The organism is Streptococcus parasanguinis, assembly GCF_047465465.1.
Classification (GTDB): Bacteria; Bacillota; Bacilli; order Lactobacillales; family Streptococcaceae; genus Streptococcus; species Streptococcus parasanguinis_AI.
In genome coordinates this window covers 177,420-200,861 of record NZ_JASGZU010000002.1, presented here as the reverse complement: position 1 = coordinate 200,861, position 23,442 = coordinate 177,420, and the positions used below count along the sequence as shown (strand labels likewise).

Below are 23,442 nucleotides of genomic sequence, written 5' to 3'. Positions count from 1 at the left end.
AAGAAACAGTAGACATGGAAATAAAAGCAGTCTTTTTTGATATCGATGGAACCTTGGTGAATGATAGTCGAGCGGTCCTCAAATCAACAGAAAAAGCCATTCAGTCTTTAAAGGAAGAAGGGATCTATGTTGGCCTTGCGACAGGGCGAGGACCGGCCTTTGTCAAACCGTTTATGGAACGCTATGGTTTTGATTTTGCAGTGACCTATAATGGTCAGTATATTTTGACCAAGGACCGCGTGCTGTTTACCAGCCCGATCGACAAAAAGAGCCTGCACCAGCTGATTGACTATGCTCGAGAACACCGTAAGGAGATCGCTCTTGGTACCAAGGATGGGGTATTTGGTTCTCGGATCATGAGTTTTGGGATGAGTCCTATTTCAACTTGGTCCAGTCGCTTTGTGCCCCGCAAAATGGCCCGTACAGTCAGTCGAGGATTTAACAAAGTGGTCAGCAAGGTCGTCCCACAAGATCAGGACACCCTCTATGCACTAGCACAAGAACCAATTTATCAAGTGTTGATCTTATCGAGCCCAGAAGAGACTGCAAAAATAGAAAAAGAGTTTCCGGATCTGAAATTCACACGGTCTAGTCCTTTTGCAGCAGACGTCCTCAACTCAGGCATTTCCAAACTAGAAGGGATCCGCATCGTTGGTCAGGAATTTGGCTTTGACATTGATGAGGTGATGGCTTTTGGAGATTCTGATAATGACTTAGAGATGCTGTCAGGTGTTGGCTTGTCTATTGCGATGGGAAATGGGACGACCAGCGTCAAAGCGATTGCCAAGCATACCACGACCAGTAATGGCAAGGATGGCATTCAAAAGGCCCTGCAACACTTTGGTATTCTCTCAGAGAAAGAACTCTTTCTTTCTAAGGATGATCACTTCAATAAGGTCAAAACCTTCCATGGTGTGATGGATGGGGAAACCCAGGAGAAACCAGTTGTTTGGCAGCCTCAAGATGCCCTTTATCGAACCATGTTCAAGCAAGAGGAGTTGGTAGAATTTGTCCGAGCAGCTAGCACAAGTGAGGAAGAATTTGACCGCTCGGTAGCAGCTCTTCACGAAGCCTTGGATAAGGCTGCAGATAAGGTTCGGAGTAAGCATACAGCTGAGATCTCCATGGTAGGGCAGGTTGATGCCTTAATTGATACCCTCTATCTGACTTATGGTAGCTTTGTACTAATGGGGGTCGATCCTGAAGAGATCTTCGAGATTGTTCACCGGGCCAATATGGGCAAGATTTTCCCAGATGGAAAGGCGCACTTTGATCCAGTAACTCACAAAATTCTGAAGCCAGATGATTGGGAAGAAAAATACGCCCCAGAACCAGCCATCAAAAAAGAACTCGATCGCCAGCTCAAGGCCTACGAAAAACATGCAAAACAAAAAGAAGCAAAAAAAGACAACTAAAAAAGTTTGGAACCTTTGTTCCAAACTTTTTCTTTCTTACATGGTTTTATCCTTATCACGTACCACTAGTAAGTCTACTTTGGCGTGGCGAAGGATATATTCTGAGGAGGATCCGACCATTAACCGTTCGAAGGCATTAAGTCCGGTAGCCCCGACCATAATGAGGTCAACCCCTTCTTTACTTGGGATATCATTAGCTAAGAGGACCTTTGGATTTCCCATTTCTACAACAGTCGCAACATTTTGAACCCCGACTTTTTCAGCACGTTCCTTGTAGCCCTTGAGCAATTCATTGGCTTCGTCTTGCAATTCTTCATAGACCTCAGCATCAAAAGTTGAGACGCTTTGAAGGGCACGGGTATCGATGACGTGGGCAATAGTCAATTTAGAGCCGTTGCGAAGAGAAACGTTAACCCCTTTTTCAAAGGCTAATTCTGCTTCATGAGAACCGTCGACAGCGACCATAATGTTTTCGTATTTTTGAGACATAACCCTACCTCCTTATAGCTTGAAAACATGGATAGAACAGAAGTTCTTCTATTCTTTATACACTTATATTTTATTCCTTTTAAGCTAGAATGTAAAGGTAAAGTCTCACTTTTCTGGTATATTTTTGCAGAATTTATAAAGTCCTCAATTTGTACTCTATTTGAACTAGTGGTATAATAGAGATAATTTCGTGAATCGAGGCAGAATATGAAGGAATATAATAAATCAAGCAAACTCGAACATGTCGCTTACGATATTCGTGGTCCAGTCTTGGAAGAAGCCATGCGCATGCGAGCAAATGGAGAAAAAATTCTTCGTTTGAATACAGGGAATCCTGCTGAATTTGGTTTTACAGCTCCAGATGAAGTTATCCATGATTTGATCATGAATGCGCGTGATAGTGAAGGCTATTCGGATTCAAAAGGGATCTTTTCAGCCCGCAAGGCAATCATGCAGTACTGCCAGTTGAAAAAAATTCCAAATGTGGATATTGATGATATTTACCTTGGAAATGGAGTGAGTGAGCTGATCGTCATGTCCATGCAAGGACTGCTCGACAATGGCGATGAAGTCTTGGTTCCTATGCCGGACTATCCTCTTTGGACAGCAGCCGTCAGCCTAGCCGGTGGGAATGCGGTTCACTATCTTTGTGATGAAGAAGCAAACTGGTATCCAGATATTGAGGATATCAAGTCGAAAATCACCTCAAACACTAAGGCTATCGTTGTCATCAACCCGAATAACCCAACAGGTGCCCTCTATCCAGATGAGATCCTACTTGAGATTGTAGAGATCGCTCGTCAAAATAACTTGATCATCTTTGCGGATGAAATTTACGATCGCTTGGTCATGGATGGGGAAAAACACACGGCTATTGCAAGTTTAGCGCCTGATCTCTTCTGTGTGAGTATGAATGGCTTGTCAAAATCTCACCGGATTGCCGGTTTCCGTGTTGGTTGGATGGTTCTATCCGGACCCAAGCACCATGTGAAGGGCTATATCGAAGGCTTGAACATGTTGTCCAATATGCGTCTTTGTTCAAATGTCTTGTCTCAACAAGTTGTGCAAACCTCTCTTGGAGGTTACCAATCCGTGGATGAACTCTTGCTTCCAGGTGGTCGAATCTACGAACAACGCAACTTTATCTACAAAGCTATTAATGATATTCCAGGCCTCTCAGCTGTTAAGCCAAAGGCTGGTCTCTATATCTTCCCTAAGATTGATCGGGACATGTACCGCGTGGATGATGATGAACAATTTGTTTTAGAATTTTTGAAGCAAGAAAAGATTCTCTTGGTTCATGGCCGCGGCTTTAACTGGAAAGATCCAGATCACTTCCGGATCGTTTACCTTCCACGTGTCGATGAGTTAGCTCAAATTCAAGAAAAAATGACTCGTTTCTTGAAGCAATACAAACGTTAATTAGATAAAGGATTGAAGAGGAAAGTCTTCAATCTTTTTTTTGATTCATTTTATAAAATCCATGTCATCGAAACGACATTTTTCTGAATTGCGCATAATTGTAGAAAAAATAAATAATTTTCAGATAATTTGATTGAAATTCCCACACTTATATGATATACTTGAGCTGACTATATGCGAGGTTTATTATGGCAAACTTATTAGAAAAGACACGTAAAATTACATCCATCTTGAAACGGACTGATGAACAGTTGCAGTTCGAGATGCCTTATAATGATATTGCCCAGCAATTAGCGGATATTATCCACTGTAATGCCTGTATCATTAATAGCAAGGGAACCCTTCTTGGTTATTTCATGCGTTACAAGACCAACAATGACCGGGTAGAAGCTTTCTTTCAAAATAAAAAATTACCAGAAGATTATGCCAAGGCAGCTAGTTTGGTCTACGATACAGAAGCTAATTTAGATGTGGACCATGATTTGAGTATCTTTCCGGTCGAAACCAAGTCTGAATTTCCTGATGGCTTGACGACCATTGCGCCGATCCATGTTTCTGGGATTCGGTTGGGTTCCTTGATCATTTGGCGCAATGATAAACAGTTTGCGGATGATGATTTGATCTTGGTTGAGATTGCGAGTACCGTGGTAGGGATTCAAATGTTGAACTACCAACGCGAGGAAGACGAGAAGAATATTCGTCGTCGGACAGCGGTGAATATGGCTGTCAATACCTTGTCTTACTCTGAATTGCGGGCTGTTTCTGCCATCCTTAGTGAATTGAAAGGAAATGAGGGACAGTTGACTGCTTCTATCATCGCGGATCGGATTGGCATTACCCGCTCTGTGATTGTCAATGCACTCCGGAAATTGGAGTCAGCTGGTATTATTGAAAGCCGTTCTCTTGGAATGAAGGGAACCTATCTCAAAGTGTTGATTCCAGATATCTTTGAGGAAATTAAGAAAAGAGATTACTAATGACTAAAGCCTTGATTTCAATTGACTACACTGTCGATTTCGTAGCAGATGATGGTAAACTTACGGCAGGTGCTCCTGCACAAGCCATTTCTGAGACCATTGCTCAGGTGACCCAATTGGCCTTTGACCAAGGAGCCTATGTCTTTTTTGCCATTGATGCGCATGATGTAGAGGATTCATTTCATCCTGAAAGCAAGCTCTTCCCACCTCATAATATCATTGGGACTAGCGGACGGGATTTGTACGGCCCTTTAGCAGATTTTTATCGGGAGCACAAAGCGGATCCACGCGTCTTTTGGATGGACAAACGTCATTATTCTGCTTTTTCAGGAACGGATCTAGATATCCGCCTGCGGGAACGCCATGTAGATACCGTTATTTTGACTGGGGTCTTGACTGATATCTGTGTCCTCCATACAGCGGTTGATGCCTACAATCTCGGCTACCAGATCGAAGTCGTGGAACCTGCAGTGGCGTCACTCACTCCTGAAAATCACCAGTTTGCCTTGAATCATTTCAAGCATGTCTTAGGGGCAAGCTTGGTAGACAGCGCACTAGCTGTATTAGATACTAAATAAGAAAAGATTGTAAAAGAGGTCATAGACATTTGTCTAGGCCTCTTTTTCGGGCCTAGAAATTGTTTTCCTCTCTTGAAAATGGTATTCTAATGAAAGAAAAAAGGGGAAGTTATGAGTAAAAAAGCTGTCGTGTTTTCAGCCAATCTATCTTATATGGAAAAGTTGGAAACCGCTATGAAGTCATTGTGTGCCCATCAGGACCAGTTGAAAATTTATGTCTTAAATGAAGATCTACCAACAGAGTGGTTTGCCATCATGAATCAGCGCTTGCGCCAGTTGGATTCAGAGGTGATCAATTGTCGGATGTCTCCTGAGCAATTCCAGTCCTTTTCGCTTCCAAGTGACCATATTCACTATGCGACCTATTTCCGTTATGCTATTCCAGAGATGGTGGAGGAAGAGCGGATCCTCTATCTGGATTGTGACATGATCTTTACACAGGATTTATCGCCTTTGTTTGATATTGATCTAAAAGGTTATGGACTGGGGGCAGTGGTCGATAAGCCAACGACGACAGATGGATTTAATGCTGGACTTTTGGTGATTGATAAGACTTGGTGGCAAGAACACCAAGTGACAGATGCACTTTTTGATCTTACTCGCAAGCATCATCAACAGGTCTATGGAGATCAGGGCATTTTGAATTTGTATTTCAAAGATGCGTGGTTTCCATTACCTTGGACTTATAATCTACAAGTAGGATCTGATAAGGATCAGTACCTCTATGGAGATCTAGACTGGTATGATGCCTTTCAAGGGATTCCGGCGGTCATTCACTACACCTCTCATAATAAACCATGGACCTCCAAACGCTTCAATCGTTTTCGGGAACAATGGTGGTTTTACTATGCCCTCTCTTGGGAGGAAATTTTGCTTCGAAAACCGATTTTGAAGCAAACCTATCAAGACCTAGTGGGAGAATTTCCTTATCATGCTGCCATTTATACCCATACAGCAGATATCCACGAGTTGGAGACGTTGCTAAAAGAGTTGCCAGACGTAGCGATTCATGTTCTTGCCCATAGCCATTTTGGTTTTAACTTGGTGCAATTGGAACGCTACCCCAACCTCTTTCTTTATCCCTCTTTTGATCCCTTGACCAGTCGAAAGGTCCTAGAAAAATTGGATTTTTATCTGGATATCAATCCATATGATGAGGTCGATCAGATGACGCAAAGGATCCAGCAATTGGGCTTACCGATTTTCTCTTTTGAAGGAACCAATCATGTAGAGAATGGTGTGAACCAAGTGTTTGCGGATGATCAGGTGCAGGAGATGGTGGCAGCGATTCGCGATTATTTAAAGAGAAATGAGAAGAAGCATGGAAACAAATGAAGTAGTGAGTATCATCATTCCCATCTATAATGTAGAAGCTTATTTGAGACAATGTTTGGAAACGGTTATCCATCAGACCTACCCTCATTTGGAAATTATCCTGGTCAATGATGGTTCGCCAGACCAGTCAGAAGAGATCTGTAAAGATTTTTTTAGGAAGGATGCGCGCATCCGCTACGTTCGCCAAGAAAATGGGGGCTTATCTGCTGCTCGGAATACAGGGATTGAGCTAGCGACTGGTGATTACCTCACCTTTATCGATCCAGATGACTGGGTGACGGAGGATTATGTAGAAGTGCTCTATCGTCAACTGAAGAAGTATGATGCGGATGTTTCCGTAGCCAACTATAACCTCTATGATGACAGTAGTAGCAAATACTTGATCAAGGTAACAGACGACGATTATTCAGAGACTCTTTATGAGGGACGCGAGATCATGGACCACGATGCCATCCAGGAGACCAGAGATATGGCCTGGGCTTGCGCCATGATGAAGCTCTATAAGCGTAGCTTATTTGAAGGGCTTCGTTTTCCGGTCGGAAAAAATGTCGAGGACAACTTCCTCATGTACAAGCTCTTCTTAAAGGCCCATCGGGTGGTTCATACGGAGAAATGTATTTATTGGTATCGCGTGGGCCGTGCAGATACTCTGTCCCAGGTTTGGACAGAAAAGCGAGTCGTCGATGAGATGGAAGCTAAGCAGGAGAAGTTGGCTCTACTGGGGATGTTGGGCTATGATTTGACTTGGCATCGCTATATCTACAAAACGCGCTTGAAACGGGCCCTTGAAAAATTAGAGGAAGCAGGCTTGCAAGGGACAGAAACCTATGAGCGCGTGGTGACCAACCTCCGTTTTATTGAAACGATGGACTAACCCCTTATTGATGAGAAAGGATCAGCATGTTCATTATTGCATCAGAGCAGACCAGAGAGCTGGATCGTTTGCAAAAATACTTGAACAAACTTAGCCAGCCCTACCGAGTATTTGTGACCAATCTGGAAACAGATTTGGACCAACAGACAGAGAGTCTTGCGACCTTTTTTACCCAAAAAGACCCAGCATCAAAAATTGGAAAACCTTTATTTTTCAATGATCTAGCAGTTCCAGAATTATGGGAATGTTGGACACTAGGGATCACAACCTATCTTTTTGATGGTGAGGAACGTCGTGCCAACGTGGTTTTGCGAGAGGATATCTTGTCTCGAACAGTTGACAGAGTGGAATGGTTTGGTCAGGGAGAAGAGATCGTATCCATTGATGTCTACAACCGCTATGGCTGGAGAAGCAAACAGAGTCTCCTTACGGAAGCTGGCCAACCATATTTAGACATCTATTTGAACCGTCAACAAGAAGAAATTTTGCTTCACTTTGTCTCACAAGGAACCTTTTTGCTTCAAACTCCTAAGGGACGGGATCGCCTGTATGCCAATAAGGAAGAGCTGCGAAGAGCTGTCCTAGAACAAGTCTTGCCGGAAGATGAAGCTATTCTTTTGCTGGACAAGTCATTACTAGATGTTGTGAAAGAGATACCAAAGGAAAGACTCGCTTACTGTGCCAGTAATGCGCATGATTTAGACGAGATCAAAGAACAAGTCAGTCAGATTTTATTGGTAGAAGATGGTCTGTTGAGGGAGAAAAAAGCCGGAATCACAGTCTTGTCAGGGCTGGTAGATGTGGAGCAGGAAAGTTTTCAACCAGAAGCCCTGGTCATGACGGCTTCTCAAGAGGTCGAAGGCCTATCTAGCCTGGTCCATCAATTCCCACAAGTCACCTTTCACATTGCTGCTTTGACGGCTATGGGGCCGAAATTAACAGACTTAGCGACTCGCTCCAATGTGCGCCTCTATCCAGGGATTTCGCTGGACAAATATGAGGACTTGTTATCCAGCTGCTCTATTTATCTGGATTGCAACCAGGGAGAAGAAGTATGGAGTAGTAGTCTTCATGCTCTTGAAAATGGGCAAGTCTTATTTGGTTTGAAGAGTACGGTGCATCAGGAAACCTATAAAGACTTGAGCACGATCACAGATACAGTCGAAGAAATGGAACAGCAACTAGATACCTTGCTCCAGCATCCAGAAACCTATAAAGAATTGGTAAGAGAGCAAGCACGAATCTTGAAATTACCTGAAAAAGAAGCTTTGGAAGAGCTGTTTAAGCGATTAGAGGGAGGTACAGCATGACCATTTATACCTTTAATCTATTAGTGGGATTTGAACCCAATGGGGTCGATGTTGCACAAGCTTCTCGGGCAAAGATGCTCCGGGGGCTAGGAGTAGCAGCGAAGTTTGTCTTTACCACTTGGCCCACTCCAGAAAAATTGGCCTATTACCTCTCATTGGGGCACCGGGATGAGGAACTGCTTTTTGCCCATTTAGCTTTTACGGATCAACAGACTACGGTCCCTCAAAAGACGGTAGGGGCCTTGCAAATGGAGTTTCAACTGACGCGTCTGGATGTTGTTGAAAAAACGGAAAGAGCCATTCGCTACCAATTTGCGGATGGAAACGCCCTGACCTTTCATCTGGATCCCTATCATCCAAACTGTGTCCGCTATGTAGACTATCTTTTGGCTGGAAATAGAATCAAGCGAGAGTATTATGGAGCTTGTAAACTTGTCACAGAGTATTTTCAGTATGGTAGTGTTTTCAGACGGACCTATCACCATCAAGATGGGACTATCGCTTTTGAAGAATCGAGGTTAGGTGGACGCTGGCTCTATAAACTGGGGTCTGAGATTTTGACCAACCATACAGAAGTGATGAGACGTTTTTTGTCGCAGCTGTCGCTAAAAGAAGAAGATCTGATTCTGCTTGACCGGGCTTCGCGCATGGATTTTGCTCGCCCTTTGTTGGAGAAACCTGCTCCTTCAAAGCTCGCCATGGTGTTTCATTCGGAGCATGAATTTGAAAATGGCCATCTCAATTATGAATATTATTATGTGTTCAAGTATGCTAAACGCTTCGATTATTTCATCACGGCAACGGATCTTCAAAAAGAAGTCTTGGAGCAGACACTTGCTAAACAAGGATGCCAAGGAATTCCAATCTATAGCATTCCGGTTGGGCATCTAGAAGAATTGACGGAATCACTAGGAGACAGACCTCCCTTTAGTGTGCTCACAGCTTCCCGTTTGGATCCAAGAAAACGCATCGATTTGGCCATTCGAGTAGTGGCCCAAGCTCATGAACAACTCCCAACCCTTCAGTTTGATATTTATGGAAAGGGTGGCGAAGCGGATAATTTGCGACACCTGATTCAGGAGCTTGCAGCGCAAGATTATATTCACCTACGCGGTCATGCGGATCTTCAGCAGATCTATCCTTGCTACCAAGCCTACCTCACCACTTCTCAGTGGGAGACCTTTGGTTTGACTTTGATGGAGGCGGCTGGAGCAGGTTTGGCCTTGCTGGGCTTTGATGCCCGTTATGGCAATCCGACTTTTATAAAAGAGGGTGAAAATGGCTTTTTGGTACCTTATAGCGAGACAGTGCCAGAAGAACAATTGGTGAAAGAGTTGGCAGACAAGCTGGTGCAGCTCTTTGAAAGCGACCTCGCTCCATTTCATCAGGCTTCTTATGACTTAGCCTCTTCTTACCTCACTTCTAAGGTCCAGGAAGTCTGGAAAGAGACTCTAATGGAGATGGGGCAATTCGGCGAAAAGAAAATATAAAAAGAAGAATCTGTAGCGACAAAAAAGTCCTACAGATTTTTTCTAAGGCAAGCAAATTGGGCTAAATTATGGTAAAATAGAGGGTATTGAATAATCATCATTTCACGAAAGGAAGCAAGATGAAAATTACGCAAGAAGAGGTAACCCACGTTGCCAATCTTTCAAAATTGAAATTCTCTCCAGAAGAGACAGCTGAGTTTGCGACAACCTTATCGAAAATTGTCGACATGGTGGAATTGTTGGAAGAAGTGGACACAACAGGTGTTGCCCCAACAACGACCATGGCGGATCGTAAAACCGTATTGCGTCCGGATGTTGCTGAAAAAGGGACGGACCGTGACCGCTTGTTTAAAAATGTACCTGAAAAAGATAACTATTACATCAAGGTACCAGCTATCCTAGAAGATGGAGGAGATGCCTAATGTCATTCAACCATAAAACCATTGAAGAGTTGCACGACCTCCTTGTCTCTAAGGAAATTTCAGCAACCGAATTGACACAAGCGACTCTTGAAGACATCAAGGCGCGTGAAGAAGCAGTTAACGCCTTTGTAACGGTGGCCGAAGAAGCGGCCCTTGCACAAGCCAAGGCTATTGATGAAAAAGGAATCGATGCAGACAACCTCTTGTCAGGGATTCCACTTGCTGTCAAAGACAATATCTCAACAGATGGCATCTTGACCACTGCGGCTTCAAAAATACTCTATAACTACGAGCCAATCTTTGATGCGACAGCTGTTGCCAATGCCAAAGCTAAAGATATGATTGTCATCGGGAAGACCAACATGGATGAATTTGCCATGGGTGGATCAGGTGAAACTTCATACTATGGACCAACCAAGAATGCTTGGGACCACAGCAAGGTGCCTGGTGGATCTTCTAGTGGTTCAGCAGCTTCTGTCGCTTCAGGACAAGTCCGTTTGTCCCTTGGTTCAGATACAGGTGGTTCTATCCGCCAGCCAGCTGCTTTTAACGGGATTGTTGGTCTCAAACCTACTTATGGAACAGTTTCCCGTTTTGGTCTCATTGCTTTTGGTAGCTCACTCGACCAAATTGGACCTTTCGCTCCAACCGTTAAAGAAAATGCCCTCTTGCTTAATGTCATTGCCAGCGAAGATGCCAAGGATTCAACATCTGCACCTGTTCGTGTAGCAGACTTTACTTCTAAGATTGGTCAAGACATTAAAGGCATGAAGATTGCCCTTCCTAAGGAATACCTTGGTGAAGGGATTGACCCAGAAGTCAAAGAAACCATCCTTAATGCGGCCAAACACTTTGAAAAATTGGGAGCAACTGTCGAAGAAGTTAGCTTGCCTCATTCTAAATACGGGGTTGCCGTTTACTACATCATCGCTTCATCTGAAGCTTCTTCAAACTTGCAACGTTTCGATGGCATTCGCTATGGTTTCCGTGCGGAAGATGCCAAGAACTTGGATGATATCTACGTGAACACTCGTAGCCAAGGTTTCGGTGATGAGGTCAAACGCCGGATCATGCTGGGTACCTTTAGTTTGTCATCTGGTTACTACGATGCTTACTACAAGAAAGCCGGTCAAGTTCGTACCCTCATTATCCAAGACTTCGAAAAAGTCTTTGCGAATTACGACCTCATCCTTGGTCCAACAGCTCCAAGCGTAGCCTTTGATTTGGATTCGCTCAACCATGATCCGGTTGCCATGTACTTGGCTGACCTCTTGACCATTCCAGTCAACTTGGCAGGTCTTCCAGGAATTTCGATTCCTGCAGGTTTTGCGCAAGGTCTTCCAGTTGGTTTGCAGTTGATTGGTCCCAAGTATTCTGAAGAAACCATCTACCAAGCTGCAGCTGCCTTTGAAGCTACGACGGATTACCACAAGCAACAACCCCTTATTTTCGGAGGTGACAATTAATGAACTTTGAAACAGTCATCGGACTTGAAGTCCACGTTGAATTGAATACAAACTCAAAAATTTTCTCACCAACCTCTGCCCACTTTGGGAACGAGCAAAATGCCAATACCAATGTGATTGACTGGTCTTTCCCAGGGGTGCTTCCTGTCTTGAACAAGGGTGTTGTGGATGCTGGGATCAAGGCTGCTTTGGCGCTGAATATGGATATCCATCAGCACATGCACTTTGACCGGAAGAACTATTTCTACCCTGATAATCCAAAGGCCTACCAAATTTCGCAATTTGACGAGCCAATCGGTTACAACGGTTGGATTGAAGTGCAATTGGAAGACGGCTCAACGAAGAAAATCGGGATTGAACGGGCCCACTTGGAAGAAGATGCTGGTAAGAACACCCACGGAACAGACGGTTTCTCTTATGTAGACCTCAACCGTCAGGGAGTGCCGTTGATCGAAATCGTTTCTGAAGCAGATATGCGTTCTCCTGAAGAAGCCTACGCCTATTTGACAGCCCTCAAAGAAGTTATCCAATACACTGGTATTTCAGACGTCAAGATGGAAGAAGGATCGATGCGGGTGGATGCCAACATTTCCCTTCGCCCATACGGCCAAGAGGAATTTGGTACCAAGACGGAGTTGAAAAACTTGAACTCCTTCTCAAACGTCCGTAAAGGTCTTGAATACGAAGTGGAGCGCCAAGCGAAAATCTTGCGTTCAGGTGGGGTCATTCGTCAAGAAACACGCCGTTATGATGAAGCTAATAAGAGTACCATTCTTATGCGTGTTAAAGAAGGGGCAGCGGACTATCGTTACTTCCCAGAACCAGACCTACCACTCTTTGAAATCTCAGATGAGTGGATTGAGGAAATGCGTACGGAGTTGCCAGAGTTTCCAAAAGACCGTCGGGCTCGCTATGTGGCAGAGCTTGGCTTGTCTGACTATGATGCCAACCAATTGACAGCGACGAAAGTCACTTCTGACTTCTTTGAAGCAGCTGTAGCCCTTGGTGGCGATGCCAAACAAGTGTCTAACTGGCTCCAAGGTGAAGTCGCACAATTCTTGAACGCAGAAGGCAAAACGCTGGAAGAAATCCAATTGACACCAGAAAACTTGGTTGAAATGATTGCCATTATCGAAGATGGAACCATTTCATCTAAGATTGCCAAGAAAGTCTTCGTTCACTTGGCGAAAAACGGTGGCGGCGCGCGTGAATACGTCGAAAAAGCTGGTCTGGTACAGATTTCAGATCCTGAAGTCTTGATACCAATCATCCACCAAGTCTTTGCAGACAATGAAGCAGCCGTAGCTGACTTCAAGTCAGGGAAACGGAATGCGGACAAGGCCTTTACAGGCTTCCTCATGAAAGCAACCAAAGGTCAAGCCAACCCACAAGTAGCCCTCAAGTTACTTGCTCAAGAATTGGCGAAGTTGAAAGAAGAGTAATAGAGAAAAAACCAGCCGAGAGGTTGGTTTTTACTATCCATAAAATTGTGTTAGAATAGGAAAGACCATTACATATCAACTGGCATTAGGAGGAGTTACATGAACAAATTTTTAAGAGTCTTATTTGTCCTGGTTATCATCGCCATGACTGGAGCGATTATCTTCCAGCTATTCTTTCCATCCTATATGGGAAGTCATTCGGGATATGGTATTTCTGTCGGTTGGCAACGGGAGATTGGGATTTGGAATATGGCAGTCCTTGTGATCTTGATTGCCGTCAATCTCAAATACGATTGGTTTTATCTTCGGACGGTACTAGTGGCCTTGATCATTGGTGGGCTTGGGATCGGTACTAATCATCTCTTCAGTTATTTTCACTATCATCTGCCGGTCAATGGGATTGGTGCGCTTGAAAATTATCTCCTTGTCCTTGGTTGGATTGTTGGGTGGAGATTGGAATCTTCTCGGATCAAGAAGAAATAAGAAGGAGCAGTCAAAGGGCTGCTCTTTTTCATCTTCAGTTTTTCCTTGACAAACAAAAGGAAAACGTTTACAATTTTAAATATAAAGTTTCCTGAAAAGAAAACAAAAAAGGTGAAAACAAGGAGATCATCATATGGCTACTATGAAAGCAGCTCGCTGGCATGCAGCAAAAGACGTTCGTATCGAAGAAGTGGAAGTACCTGAAGTACAACCACATCAAGTAAAAGTGGCAGTTAAGTTCACAGGGATCTGTGGGACGGACTTGCATGAATATTTGGATGGACCGATCTTCATCCCAACTGAAGAACATGTGTATTCTGGTCAAAAAGCACCGGTTACTTTGGGACATGAATTCTCTGGTGAAATTGTAGAAGTCGGAAGTGATGTGACTCGTGTCAAAGTTGGGGATCGCGTGACGATTGAACCAATTTTGGCAAAACATAACCTAATCGGTGACTATAACCTTGATCCAAACTTGAACTTTGTCGGCCTTGCTGCAGATGGTGGTTTTGCCAAATATTGTGTCCTTGACGGTGACATTGTCCATGTGATTCCAGATGGCTTGAGCTATGAACAAGCTGCGCTTACAGAACCTGCAGCTGTGGCTGTTTATGCCGTTCGTCAATCTGCATTGAAAACTGGGGATACAGCCGTTATCTTTGGCTTGGGTCCAATCGGTCTTTTGATTGTTGAAGCCCTTCGTGCAGCAGGAGCATCAAAAATCTATGCGGTTGAATTATCTCCTGAACGCCAAGCGAAAGCGGAAGAATTGGGAGCAATCGTTGTTCGCCCAGAAGAAGGAGAAACAATCGTCGAAGCCATCCATCGCTTGACAGGTGGTGGAGCAGATGTTTCTTATGAAGTGACTGGAGTTCCAGTTGTTTTAGGTCAAGCCCTTGCAGCTGTTCATAAAGCTGGGGAATGTATGGTCGTATCTATCTGGGAACGTGAAGCTAGCATCAATCCAAATGAATTCGCTATCCAAGAAAAATCTCTCAAAGGAATTATTGCCTACCGTCATATTTTCCCTAAAGTATTGGAATTGATGGAACAAGGCTACTTCTCTGCTGAAAAATTGGTTACCAAGAAAATTAAATTGGAAAATATCGTTGAAGAAGGATTTATTGAATTAACACAAGATAAATCTCAAATCAAGATTTTGGTTCAACCTGAATAAGCGAATAAATTTATATGAAATATATGAGGCTGAAACGTTTCGTTTCGGCCTTTTATGATACAATAAAAGTAAGGAACAGATTTAGGAGGGGACTATGTCAAAGACGATGAAAGGAACACTCATGACCTTGATCGCCGGGATCGCTTGGGGACTATCCGGAGTTAGCGGGCAATATTTAATGGTTCATGGATTTTCGGCTATTGAGTTAACAAATCTCCGTTTGCTTTTTTCTGGAATTGTCCTTATTCTTCTTTCCTACGTTGCAGATAAGGAGAAGTTTTTGGCCTTTGCCAAAGATAAATCTTCCTACCTTCCCCTTCTTATTTTTGCCTTTTTAGGATTGTTATTGACTCAGTTGACCTATTTAGAGGCGATTGCTGAAACCAATGCTGGGACTGCTACGGTGTTACAGTATCTCTGTCCAGTGGGAATTTTAGCCTATACCTGTATCATGGATAAGGTGGCCCCTACACTAGCAGAAGTGTTTTCGATGCTTCTAGCGATTGGTGGCACATTCTTAATAGCAACCCATGGTCAACTCAATCAATTGGCCATCAATCCCAAAGGTTTGGCTTGGGGAGTGGTGTCAGCATTTGCCTATGCCCTTTACATCATTCTACCTCTGAACTTAATTCAAAAATGGGGAAGTATGCTGGTGATTGGAGTTGGGATGACTATTCCAGGAATCCTAATGCTCCCTTTTAGTGGTCTTCTTTCTTCTTCTGGAAACTACAGACTCGATACCTGGATGGCCCTTTTTGGCTTGGTGGTGATTGGGACGATTTTTGCCTATACAGCCTTTCTGAAAGGAACCTCTTTGGTAGGAGCCGTTAAAGGAAGCTTGCTGGCGTCCTTTGAGCCTGTTTCGGCAGTTTTCTTTGCCTTTGTCATTATGAAGGAGCATTTTTTTATGGTTGATGTGATTGGGATGGCCATGATCCTCCTTGCAGTTCTCTTGATTTCCCTCAAGGATTTCATGATTCAAAAAGAAAAAGGCATCTTGTAAAATCAAAACCAATCATATTTTAGTAAAAAGGTTGAGACGAAGGTCTTAGCCTTTTTATGACAGGGAAGAGTTATCACTATATAGCGTATACATAGATAGAAAAAGATGTTAAAATAGAACAAAACTTTTTTTAGGAGATGAGAATGAAAAAAATTTTTAAATGGACCCTATTTGCTGTGGCGACTTTGAGTCTAGTAGCTTGTGGCACCACTGGTCAAAAGACAAATTCGCAGCAATCAAAGACGGAAAAAGCGGCGAAAAGCTCAGCATCTGACGGTCAAGTAGAGCTGAGCCTAAAAGGAGGGCAATACATCAAACCGCCTGTCCTCAATGACTCAGAAGACGGCACTTATTTGGCCCTTCAATTAGAATTTAAGAATGTTTCCAAAGAATCTATCAACGTGTCAGATTCAGATATCACCATCTACGATGCGGAGAATAACAAGGTCAAATTGCAGTCAGGAATTTATGACCAAACGGAAGCCTTCCAATTGCTCAAGAGTGATCAGTTGGCCCAGGATAAAAAATTAACCGGCTATATCGTCTTTCCGGTCGAAAAAGGCAAAAAATACGAAGTGCAGTATGAACGAAAAACCTATAGCTCTGATAAAAAAACGAAACCTCTAAAATTTGCGGTGGATTCTTCTCAGTATGAGGACAAGGTGGAAGCTTCCACCCTTCTAGCAGATGAATACATCAATCAAGTTTACTTCAGTGGCCAACGAAAGGTCAAAAAGGATGACGCTTTTGTTTTGGGAACTGATTTGAAAAAGGAAGCCAGTGATTTCCGTGCGAAATTTGCGGCTGACTTTACTCGTAAACTACATGATTACCAATTCTCTGAAGAAGAAGTGAACCAGTTTATCGATGCTTATGAAAAGGAAAATGCTAAGCGCGCGAAATTAACCTATAAGGTCAAACAATACTTCCCAGACAAGGTAGTTATTAGCTTGAATCCTGAGACAGTCAGCATGGAAAAGACGATTTTAAACCACATGCAGACCTTCTATCAAGAACATCGAAAAGACTATCCAGGTATCATCGAGGCGAATCAGGCTCAAAATAAAGCCTATAGAGAGGAAATGATGGCTTCTCTTGCAGATCGTCCCTTGACGACGCCGGATCGGTACGACTACCAGTTGACCTTTGTTAAGAAAGATGGCAAATGGGAAGTAGAAAAAGCCTACAATAGTGATAGCTTTATGGAAAAATTCGAGGGAAATCTTTCTTAATGCTGAAGTTGGCACTCCTAGGATAGGAATCTAGGAGTGTTTTTGTCTATAGTTTGAAACTATATCAAAACCCAAGAAACAAGAATTAGACGGAAACACCTATTAGTGATAAAATAATTTTAAGTTTGAAAGGAGATGAAGGCTTGTGTCTTTTTCTTATGAAGAGTTAGCAGAGATTCGCCACTATATCCACCAACACCCAGAATTGTCTGGTCAAGAATACCAGACAACCGCCTTTCTAAAAGAGCGTTTAGAAGAGTTGGGGATTCGTATTTTAGAGAGTGGATTAAAAACTGGTCTGATTGCAGAAATTGGCTCCGGCCAACCGGTAGTGGCACTTCGAGCAGATATCGATGCCCTTCCAATTTTGGAACAAACGAATCTGCCCTACCAAAGTCAGAATCCAGGCGTCATGCATGCCTGTGGTCATGATTTTCATCAAACCAGTCTTCTAGGAGCAGCAGCTCTTCTCAAGGAAAAAGAAGATCAGCTTGAAGGAACCATACGCTTGATCTTTCAACCAGCAGAAGAAATCTCAGAAGGTGCTTCTGATGTTTTGGCAACAGGACTGTTGGAGGATGTTCAAGGAATTATTGGTTTTCACAACATTCCCCAGCTAAAAGCAGGGCAACTTGCCTTGAATGCTGGAGCCATGATGGCAGGGGTTGAGAAATTCAAGGTTACCGTGACAGGGGTTAGTAGTCATGCCGCAAGACCAGATTTAGGAATTGATACGGTAACGGCCGTCACAACCATGGTTCAGAACTTACAATTATTAATTTCACGGACCGTTTCTCCTTTTGAAACAGCTGTTTTGTCCATTACGCACCTGGATGTGGGCTCAACCTGGAATGTACTTCCTAAATCAGGCTATTTTGAAGGAACCATTCGCTCCTTTAATCCGAGTGTGCAAAGAGACTTGAAGGCACATTTTATTTCCATCATTCGACACATTGCAGAAAGTCTGGAAGTGGATGTGGCTTTTGAGTGGGGTGTGACACCTCCCGTTACCTTTAACGATGAGGAATTGACGCAGGTAGTTTGGGAAGCTTCACAAGGTTTGGCTGAAGTGATCCCAGCGAATCCTTCTACAGCTGGAGAAGACTTTGCCTTTTACCAAGAGCGAATTCCTGGAGTCTTTGCCTTTATCGGTTCAAACGGAGAACCGGATGCGCCAGACCTTCATCATGATCACATGACCATCGATGATGCAGCCTTTGAGGTATCGGTTCCCTATTATGTTGAAAATGCGCAAGCTTTATTGCGGTATTTTAAGGCCCAAGAAGTGTGATAAAGAAAAACTATCACCTCCATAAAAAATATATATTAGGCAAGTAAATGCTTTTTTGATAAAATTAAAAAATACTTTTAAAATGGCGTTTTATGTGCCTGAAACGAATAAGGAGATCCTATGAATCTAAAAAAAGTGATTAAGTATTCTGCTTTAGGATTAGTTGCAGTCCTTGCAACCAGTGCTTTAGTAGCATGTTCATCTGGTAAATCAGCCAGTGGGAAGAAAACCATTGAAGTTGGGACTGTTGGAACAACCAAACCCTTCTCTTACGAAGAAAAAGACGGCAAGCTAACCGGTTATGAAATCGAAGTTTTGCGTGAAATCTTCAAAGGTTCAGACAAATATGAAGTAAACTTTAACAAAACAGAGTGGTCTTCCGTCTTTGCTGGCTTAGATAGTGACCGTTTCCAAATCGGTGCCAACAATATTAGTTACTCAAAAGAGCGGGAAGAAAAATACCTCTATCCAAATCCATATGCTCGCAATCCATTAGTATTGGTCGTACCAAAAGATTCTTCTATTAAATCTTTGGATGACATTGGTGGCAAGAAAACAGAAGTTGTTCAAGGAACATCTACTGCTAAACAATTAGAAGATTTCAATAAAAAACATTCAGATAATCCAACTGACTTGCAATACACAGATGGAACCATTCAAACCATCATGGCTAATTTAGCGGATGGTCGTACAGATTACAAGATCTTCGAACGGATCTCAGTAGATACTATCATTCGTGATCAAGGCTATGACAACTTGAAGGTTATCGAGCTTCCAAGCGACCAACAACCTTATGTGTATCCAATTATTGCAAAAGAAGATAAAGACCTTCAAAAATTTGTCAACAAACGTATCAAGGAACTCTATGACAATGGAACCCTTGAAAAACTGTCTAAAAAATACTTTGGTGGAGTTTATCTACCAGAAGCAAAAGATATTAAAGAATAATATTTAAATAAAGGAGACTTCAAAATGAAATTGAAAAAAATTCTTGGTTTAACAGCTCTTGCAGCTATTGCAACATTTGCTCTTGCAGCATGTGGTTCTTCAAAATCATCTAGCAAAGATGGTGAAACAACTGTAAAAGTAGGTGTCATGACTTTGAGCGACACTGAAAAAGCTCGTTGGGATCAAGTTCAAAAGAACTTGGATGACGCTAAAACAGGAATCAAATTGGAATTCACTCAATTTACAGACTACTCACAACCAAACGTGGCTGTAAAAGATGGTAGCGTGGATATCAATGCTTTCCAACACTACAACTTCCTTGATAACTGGAACTCTAAAAACGACAATGCCCTTGTTGCAGTAGCAGATACGTACATCGCTCCAATCCGTCTTTACTCTGGTACAGAAAACGGTAAAAACAAATACACTTCAATTAAAGAAATTCCTAAAGGTGGAACAATCGCTGTACCAAATGACCCAACAAATGAAAGCCGTGCCTTGTATGTCTTGCAATCAGCTGGTTTGATTAAATTGGATACCAAAGATGGTCAATTGGCAAACGTGTCAAACATCAAAGAAAATTCAAAAGATTTGAAGATTTCTGAATTGGATGCTTCACAAACACCATCTGCTCTTCCATCAGTAGATGCTGCAGTCATCAACAATACCTTCGTTCGTGAAGCAGGCGTTGATTTCAAAAAAGCTATCTATGTTGAAAAGAAAGACAACAACTCAAAACAATGGTACAACGTGATCGCTGCTAAGAAAGATTGGGAAAAATCTGATAAAGCAAAAGCAATCAAAGAAATCATCAAAGCCTATCACAAAGACAATGTGAAGAAAGTGATCGAAGAATCTTCAGAAGGAATGGACCAACCAGTCTTCTAAGATTTGATCTCAAGTGTATGAAGGAGGTGGAGAAGCAATTCTCTACCTCTTATCGTGTATTAGGAGGAATGCATGCCTTTTGCAACAGAAGCGGAACAAATCCGTAAATTTGAAAATGATGAGGTCGCACAACATTATTTTGAAGTGTTGCGAACCTTGATTTCAAAAAAATCCATCTTTGCCCAACAAGTTGGTCTCAAGGAAGTAGCCAACTATTTGGGAGAAATTTTTACAGCTGCAGGAGCCAAAGTCGAAGTGGATGATAGCTATACAGCCCCTTTTGTGATTGCCAAATTTTTCTCGCCAAATCCTGAAGCCAAAACCATCATTTTTTATAACCACTATGATACGGTACCAGCTGATGGAGATCAACCTTGGACGGGAGATCCCTTCACCTTATCTGTTCATTATGGAACCATGTACGGTCGAGGGGTTGATGATGACAAGGGGCATATCACAGCTCGTCTCACAGCTCTTCGAAAATACATTCGTGAAAGTGGCGATTTGCCAGTCAATATCACCTTTATCATCGAAGGGGCAGAGGAGTCTGCATCGACTGACTTGGATAAATACTTGGCCAAACACAAGAAACACTTGCGTGGGGCAGACCTCCTAGTCTGGGAACAAGGTACCCGAAATAATCAGGGTCAGTTGGAAATTTCCGGTGGTAGCAAAGGGATCGTCACCTTTGATATGGTGGTGAAGAGTGCAGAAGTGGATATTCATTCTAGCTATGGCGGTGTGGTAGATTCTGCTTCTTGGTATTTGTTAAATGCCATCGCCAGTCTTCGTGACAAAGAAGGCCGAATCTTAGTGGATGGGATTTATGATCAGATCCAAGAACCCAATGAACGCGAGCTAGCTTTGATCGAGCAATATGCCAACAAAGGGCCAGAAGATGTTGCGGAAACCTATGGTCTAACCCTCCCAATCTTGAAGGAAGACCGAAAAGAATTCCTGCGCCGTTTCTATTTTGAACCAGCCCTGAATATTGAAGGTTTTGGCTCTGGTTACCAAGGCCAAGGTGTTAAAACGATTCTTCCGGCAGAGGCACGTGCCAAGATGGAGGTGCGTTTGGTTCCTGGACTGGATCCCAAGGATGTCTTAGAAAAGATCAAGCAGCAATTGAGGAAAAATGGCTATGATCAGGTCGAATTGGTCTATACTCTCGGTGAAATGAGTTACCGAAGTGATATGAGTGCCCCATCGATTTTAAATGTCATTCGGCTGGCCAAAGACTTCTATAGAGAAGGAGTTTCTGTTCTTCCAACAACAGCGGGAACAGGGCCCATGCATACGGTATTTGAGGCTTTGCAGGTGCCGATGGCAGCCTTTGGAATTGGGAATGCCAATAGCCGGGACCATGGGGGCGATGAAAATGTGAAAATCGCCGATTATTACACCCATATTGAATTGATAAAGGAGTTAATAGCAAGTTATGAGTAAAGCAATGATTCAGCTGGACCACATTGATGTGACCTTCCAGCAAAAGAAACGTCAGATTCAAGCTGTCAAAGATGTGACCATTCAGATCAATGAAGGCGATATCTACGGGATTGTGGGATATTCCGGAGCCGGAAAATCGACCTTGGTTCGGGTGATCAATCTCTTGCAAGTGCCTAGCACCGGAACCATCACTGTGGATGGAGATGTGATCTACCAAAATCAAGTAACTTTGAAACCAGCTGCCCTAAGAGAGAAACGTCGGGATATCGGGATGATCTTCCAACACTTCAACTTGATGGCTCAAATGACTGTCGCAGAAAATGTTGCCTTCGCTCTTAAACATTCTAAATTGAACAAAGAACAAAAGAATGAGAAAGTGGCGAAATTGTTGGAATTGGTTGGTCTAGCTGACCGTGCAGAGAATTACCCAGCACAATTGTCTGGTGGTCAAAAGCAGCGGGTAGCGATTGCGCGTGCCCTTGCCAACGATCCAAAAATTTTGATCTCAGATGAGTCAACTTCAGCCTTGGATCCAAAGACGACCAAACAAATTCTAGCTTTGTTGCAAGAGTTAAACAAAAAACTTGGCTTAACCATTGTCTTGATCACCCATGAGATGCAAATTGTCAAAGATATTGCCAACCGGGTAGCTGTCATGCAAAATGGCGAGCTGATTGAAGAAGGGTCTGTTTTAGATATCTTCTCGAATCCGAAAAATGCTTTGACGCAAGACTTTATCACGGTTGCAACAGGAATCGATGAAGCCATGGTAAAAATCAATCAACAAGCGATTGTTAAGAACTTGCCTGATGATTCGATGTTGGCGCATCTCAAGTATGCAGGTTCTGTGACAGATACAGCCATCATCAATGATATTTACAAGCAGTACCAAGTATCTGCCAACATTTTATTTGGGAACATCGAGATCCTTGATAACACGCCTGTTGGAGAGTTGGTGGTCATCTTATCAGGTGAAAATCAAAATCTGGAAACGGCCAAAGCTGAGTTAGAAAATGCAGGAGTTTCCGTGACTATTGTGAAAGATGGGAGAAAAGCATGATCCAGTTAATTCAAACATATTTACCAAATGTCTATAAATTAGGGTGGTCTGGCCAGTATGGATGGGGAACCGCTATTTACTTGACTCTTTACATGACCGTTATTTCCTTCATTATTGGTGGATTTTTAGGTTTGGTGACAGGACTTTTGTTAGTCTTGACCCGTCCAGGTGGTGTCATCGAAAATAGAATCGTTTTCCAAATTTTGGATAAGATTACTTCCTTGTTCCGCGCCATTCCTTTCATTATCTTGTTGGCCTTTATTAATCCCTTGACCTACTTGCTCTTGAAAAATACCATTGGTCCTACAGCAGCCCTTGTTCCGCTGTCTTTGGCTGTCTTTCCATTCTTTGCCCGCCAAGTCCAAGTAGTCTTGTCCGAGTTGGATGGAGGCGTGATTGAAGCAGCACAAGCAAGTGGGGCAACCTTCTGGGATATTGTTGGTGTCTACCTGCGTGAAGGGCTTCCTGATTTGATCCGTGTAACAACGGTGACCATCATTTCCTTGATTGGAGAAACCGCCATGGCAGGTGCCGTTGGTGCTGGAGGATTAGGAACCTTGGCCATCAACTACGGGAAAAACATGTTTAACAATGATGTCATCTTTGTGGCGACCTTATTGATCCTGATTCTGATCGTTCTGGTCCAATTTATCGGGGACTTCCTTTCGAAGAAAATTAGCCACCGTTAGGA

Annotated in this window: 22 protein-coding genes; 21 read left to right on the top strand and 1 reads right to left on the bottom strand. The window is 43.0% G+C overall.

Annotated features, from left to right (window positions below; translation table 11 throughout):
* Positions 1-14: 14 nt before the first annotated feature.
* Positions 15-1,415: a Cof-type HAD-IIB family hydrolase gene (locus QM351_RS05415; protein WP_414326860.1), complete on the top strand. Its 1,401-nt coding sequence runs from the start codon at positions 15-17 to the stop codon at positions 1,413-1,415.
* 36 nt (positions 1,416-1,451) lie between these two features.
* Here the strand turns inward: QM351_RS05415 and QM351_RS05410 are convergent, their stop codons facing one another.
* Positions 1,452-1,904 (bottom strand): universal stress protein, encoded by a 453-nt coding sequence (locus QM351_RS05410; protein ID WP_214260318.1) that lies wholly within the window; start codon positions 1,902-1,904, stop codon positions 1,452-1,454.
* Between the two features lie 207 nt (positions 1,905-2,111).
* Between QM351_RS05410 and QM351_RS05405 the strand changes: the two genes are divergently transcribed.
* The 20 genes from QM351_RS05405 to QM351_RS05310 all read left to right on the top strand — a co-directional run bounded on the left by QM351_RS05405 (position 2,112) and on the right by QM351_RS05310 (position 23,440).
* Positions 2,112-3,326 (top strand): pyridoxal phosphate-dependent aminotransferase, encoded by a 1,215-nt coding sequence (locus QM351_RS05405; protein WP_223325540.1) that lies wholly within the window; start codon positions 2,112-2,114, stop codon positions 3,324-3,326.
* 188 nt (positions 3,327-3,514) lie between these two features.
* Positions 3,515-4,303 carry a GTP-sensing pleiotropic transcriptional regulator CodY gene (codY, locus tag QM351_RS05400; protein WP_024054997.1) on the top strand — a complete coding sequence of 263 codons (789 nt, stop codon included), beginning with the start codon at positions 3,515-3,517 and terminating at the stop codon, positions 4,301-4,303.
* Positions 4,303-4,881 (top strand): cysteine hydrolase family protein, encoded by a 579-nt coding sequence (locus QM351_RS05395; RefSeq protein WP_414326858.1) that lies wholly within the window; start codon positions 4,303-4,305, stop codon positions 4,879-4,881. The genes codY and QM351_RS05395 overlap by 1 nt, the downstream gene beginning before the upstream one ends.
* 111 nt (positions 4,882-4,992) lie before the next feature.
* Positions 4,993-6,216, top strand: coding sequence for a glycosyltransferase (locus QM351_RS05390; protein WP_414326856.1), 1,224 nt, complete (start codon positions 4,993-4,995; stop codon positions 6,214-6,216).
* Complete coding sequence (locus QM351_RS05385) at positions 6,203-7,090, top strand: glycosyltransferase family 2 protein (RefSeq protein ID WP_031572917.1); 888 nt, start codon at positions 6,203-6,205, stop codon at positions 7,088-7,090. Before QM351_RS05390 ends, QM351_RS05385 begins: the two co-directional genes overlap by 14 nt.
* 26 nt (positions 7,091-7,116) lie before the next feature.
* Positions 7,117-8,400 (top strand): accessory Sec system glycosyltransferase GtfB, encoded by a 1,284-nt coding sequence (locus QM351_RS05380; RefSeq protein ID WP_347112793.1) that lies wholly within the window; start codon positions 7,117-7,119, stop codon positions 8,398-8,400.
* On the top strand, positions 8,397-9,890 hold the full coding sequence (locus QM351_RS05375) for a glycosyltransferase (protein ID WP_414326854.1): 1,494 nt from the start codon (positions 8,397-8,399) through the stop codon (positions 9,888-9,890). Before QM351_RS05380 ends, QM351_RS05375 begins: the two co-directional genes overlap by 4 nt.
* Positions 9,891-10,009: 119 nt before the next feature.
* Positions 10,010-10,312 (top strand): Asp-tRNA(Asn)/Glu-tRNA(Gln) amidotransferase subunit GatC, encoded by a 303-nt coding sequence (gene gatC, locus QM351_RS05370; protein WP_002884769.1) that lies wholly within the window; start codon positions 10,010-10,012, stop codon positions 10,310-10,312.
* A complete protein-coding gene (gatA, locus tag QM351_RS05365) occupies positions 10,312-11,778 on the top strand; it encodes an Asp-tRNA(Asn)/Glu-tRNA(Gln) amidotransferase subunit GatA (protein WP_414326852.1) in 1,467 nt (488 codons plus the stop codon). Before gatC ends, gatA begins: the two co-directional genes overlap by 1 nt.
* Positions 11,778-13,220 (top strand): Asp-tRNA(Asn)/Glu-tRNA(Gln) amidotransferase subunit GatB, encoded by a 1,443-nt coding sequence (gene gatB, locus QM351_RS05360; RefSeq protein ID WP_003005611.1) that lies wholly within the window; start codon positions 11,778-11,780, stop codon positions 13,218-13,220. Before gatA ends, gatB begins: the two co-directional genes overlap by 1 nt.
* A gap of 99 nt (positions 13,221-13,319) precedes the next feature.
* On the top strand, positions 13,320-13,703 hold the full coding sequence (locus QM351_RS05355; RefSeq protein ID WP_414326850.1) for a hypothetical protein: 384 nt from the start codon (positions 13,320-13,322) through the stop codon (positions 13,701-13,703).
* Between the two features lie 133 nt (positions 13,704-13,836).
* The gene (locus tag QM351_RS05350; RefSeq protein ID WP_070449886.1) at positions 13,837-14,880 is read left to right on the top strand and encodes a 2,3-butanediol dehydrogenase; all 1,044 of its coding nucleotides are present in this window, start codon (positions 13,837-13,839) and stop codon (positions 14,878-14,880) included.
* A gap of 94 nt (positions 14,881-14,974) precedes the next feature.
* Positions 14,975-15,886: a DMT family transporter gene (locus tag QM351_RS05345; RefSeq protein ID WP_003013343.1), complete on the top strand. Its 912-nt coding sequence runs from the start codon at positions 14,975-14,977 to the stop codon at positions 15,884-15,886.
* 143 nt (positions 15,887-16,029) lie between these two features.
* Complete coding sequence (locus QM351_RS05340; RefSeq protein ID WP_414326847.1) at positions 16,030-17,118, top strand: DUF4352 domain-containing protein; 1,089 nt, start codon at positions 16,030-16,032, stop codon at positions 17,116-17,118.
* A gap of 145 nt (positions 17,119-17,263) precedes the next feature.
* On the top strand, positions 17,264-18,409 hold the full coding sequence (locus tag QM351_RS05335; protein WP_414326846.1) for an amidohydrolase: 1,146 nt from the start codon (positions 17,264-17,266) through the stop codon (positions 18,407-18,409).
* A 120-nt stretch (positions 18,410-18,529) separates the two neighbouring features.
* Positions 18,530-19,357, top strand: coding sequence for an amino acid ABC transporter substrate-binding protein (locus tag QM351_RS05330; RefSeq protein WP_118095487.1), 828 nt, complete (start codon positions 18,530-18,532; stop codon positions 19,355-19,357).
* 24 nt (positions 19,358-19,381) lie between these two features.
* Positions 19,382-20,245: a MetQ/NlpA family ABC transporter substrate-binding protein gene (locus QM351_RS05325; RefSeq protein ID WP_049492388.1), complete on the top strand. Its 864-nt coding sequence runs from the start codon at positions 19,382-19,384 to the stop codon at positions 20,243-20,245.
* 72 nt (positions 20,246-20,317) lie between these two features.
* Positions 20,318-21,691, top strand: a complete 1,374-nt coding sequence (locus tag QM351_RS05320) for a M20/M25/M40 family metallo-hydrolase (protein WP_049506013.1) — start codon at positions 20,318-20,320, stop codon at positions 21,689-21,691.
* On the top strand, positions 21,684-22,751 hold the full coding sequence (locus tag QM351_RS05315) for a methionine ABC transporter ATP-binding protein (RefSeq protein ID WP_414326843.1): 1,068 nt from the start codon (positions 21,684-21,686) through the stop codon (positions 22,749-22,751). Before QM351_RS05320 ends, QM351_RS05315 begins: the two co-directional genes overlap by 8 nt.
* A complete protein-coding gene (locus QM351_RS05310; RefSeq protein WP_003008487.1) occupies positions 22,748-23,440 on the top strand; it encodes a methionine ABC transporter permease in 693 nt (230 codons plus the stop codon). The genes QM351_RS05315 and QM351_RS05310 overlap by 4 nt, the downstream gene beginning before the upstream one ends.
* The last annotated feature ends 2 nt before the right edge of the window (positions 23,441-23,442 follow it).